Below are 1,468 nucleotides of genomic sequence, written 5' to 3' on the forward strand. Positions count from 1 at the left end.
TCGTGCTCCTCGGGGGTGAGCGGGGTTGCGGGGCCGCGGCCCCGCAACCCCGATCACCACCGAGGAGCACGAGCGATGCCCCGGCGCTACGACTGCACCGATCTCACCGACCGCGCCCACGGCCTGCGCGAGGCCACCGCCGCCGTGCGCCGCGGTGACCTGGTGGTCCTGCCCACCGACACCGTCTACGGGGTGGGCGCGGACGCCTTCAACCGCAGGGCCGTCGGCGACCTGCTGGAGGCCAAGGGACGGGGCCGCAACATGCCCTCCCCGGTGCTGGTCGGTTCCCCGAACACCCTGCACGGCCTGGTCACCGGCCTGAACGAGCGGGCCTGGGAGCTGGTGGACGCCTTCTGGCCGGGGGCGCTGACCCTGGTCGCCCGTCACCAGCCGTCCCTGACCTGGGACCTGGGGGAGACCCGGGGCACGGTCGCGGTGCGGATGCCGCTGCACCCCATCGCGCTGGAACTGCTCAAGGAGTTCGGCCCGATGGCCGTCTCCAGCGCCAACCTCACCGGTCACCCGTCCCCCCAGACCTGCGACGCCGCGATGGACATGCTCGGCGACTCGGTCGCCGTCTACCTCGACGGCGGCCCCACCGCCGACACCGTGCCCTCCTCGATCGTGGACATCACCGGCCCGGTGCCGGTGCTGCTGCGCGCCGGGGCGGTGAGCGCGGAGGAACTGCGGAAGGTCGTGCCCGACCTGGAGACGGCGCATTGACCGCCCCCACCCTGCCCGGGCCGGCTCCCGGCGCGGCCGGCCCCTTCCCCCCGCCGGTCCCCGGGGGCCGTTCGGCGCGCCCGGGGGCGGACGTCGCCGGCGGGGACGCCGGGGAGGGCGCCATACCCGGCGGCGCGACCTTCCGCATCCTGTACGTCAGCACCGGCAACGTCTGCCGCTCGCCGATCACCGAGCGGCTCACCCGTCAGGCGCTGCGCGACCGGTTGGGCCCGGCCGGCGGCGGGCTGATCGTGGAGAGCGCGGGCACCTGGGGGCACGTGGGGGCGCCGATGGAGGCGCACGCCGCCCGGGTGCTGACCGAGTTCGGCGCCGACGCCGAGGACTTCACCGGCCGCGAACTGCTGGACGAGCACGTCATCACCGCCGACCTGGTGCTGACCGCCACCCTGGACCACCGGGCGCACGTCATCTCGATGGGACACTCCGCGGGGCTGCGCACCTTCACCCTGAAGGAGTTCACCCGCCTGGTGCGGGCCATCGACCCCACGACCCTGCCGGACGCCCTGGCGCCGGGCGGGGCGGTGGCCCGGGCCCGCGCGCTGGGCCGGGCGGCGGCGGCACTGCGCGGCTGGCTGCTGGCGCCCACCCCCGAGGCGGACGAGGTGCAGGACCCGTACGGGGCGCCCTTCCCCTACTTCCGCAGCATCGGGGAGGAGATCCGCGCCGCCCTGGACCCGGTGGTGACGGCCCTCACCGGTCTGCCCGCGCCCGCGCCGCCCGCCCC

Annotated in this window: 2 protein-coding genes; both read left to right on the forward strand. The window is 76.2% G+C overall.

Translation table 11 applies throughout. From position 1 onward, the window contains the following. Nucleotides 1-75 precede the first annotated feature (75 nt). Nucleotides 76-723, forward strand: a complete 648-nt coding sequence (locus tag FOE67_RS25570; protein ID WP_182667190.1) for an L-threonylcarbamoyladenylate synthase — start codon at nt 76-78, stop codon at nt 721-723. A 122-nt stretch (nt 724-845) separates the two neighbouring features. Beyond that, the coding region (locus tag FOE67_RS25575) for an arsenate reductase/protein-tyrosine-phosphatase family protein (RefSeq protein WP_182667191.1) at nt 846-1,468 on the forward strand (623 nt) is incomplete at its 3' end.

Origin of the sequence: Streptomyces calidiresistens, from assembly GCF_014141525.1 — a bacterium.
In the GTDB taxonomy this organism is placed as follows: domain Bacteria; phylum Actinomycetota; class Actinomycetes; order Streptomycetales; family Streptomycetaceae; genus Streptomyces; species Streptomyces calidiresistens.

Bases quoted from the DNA above. Each gene is read 5' to 3' on its own strand.
- FOE67_RS25570 (WP_182667190.1), top strand. From the start codon at position 76: ATGCCCCGGCGCTACGACTGCACCGATCTCACCGACCGCGCCCACGGC.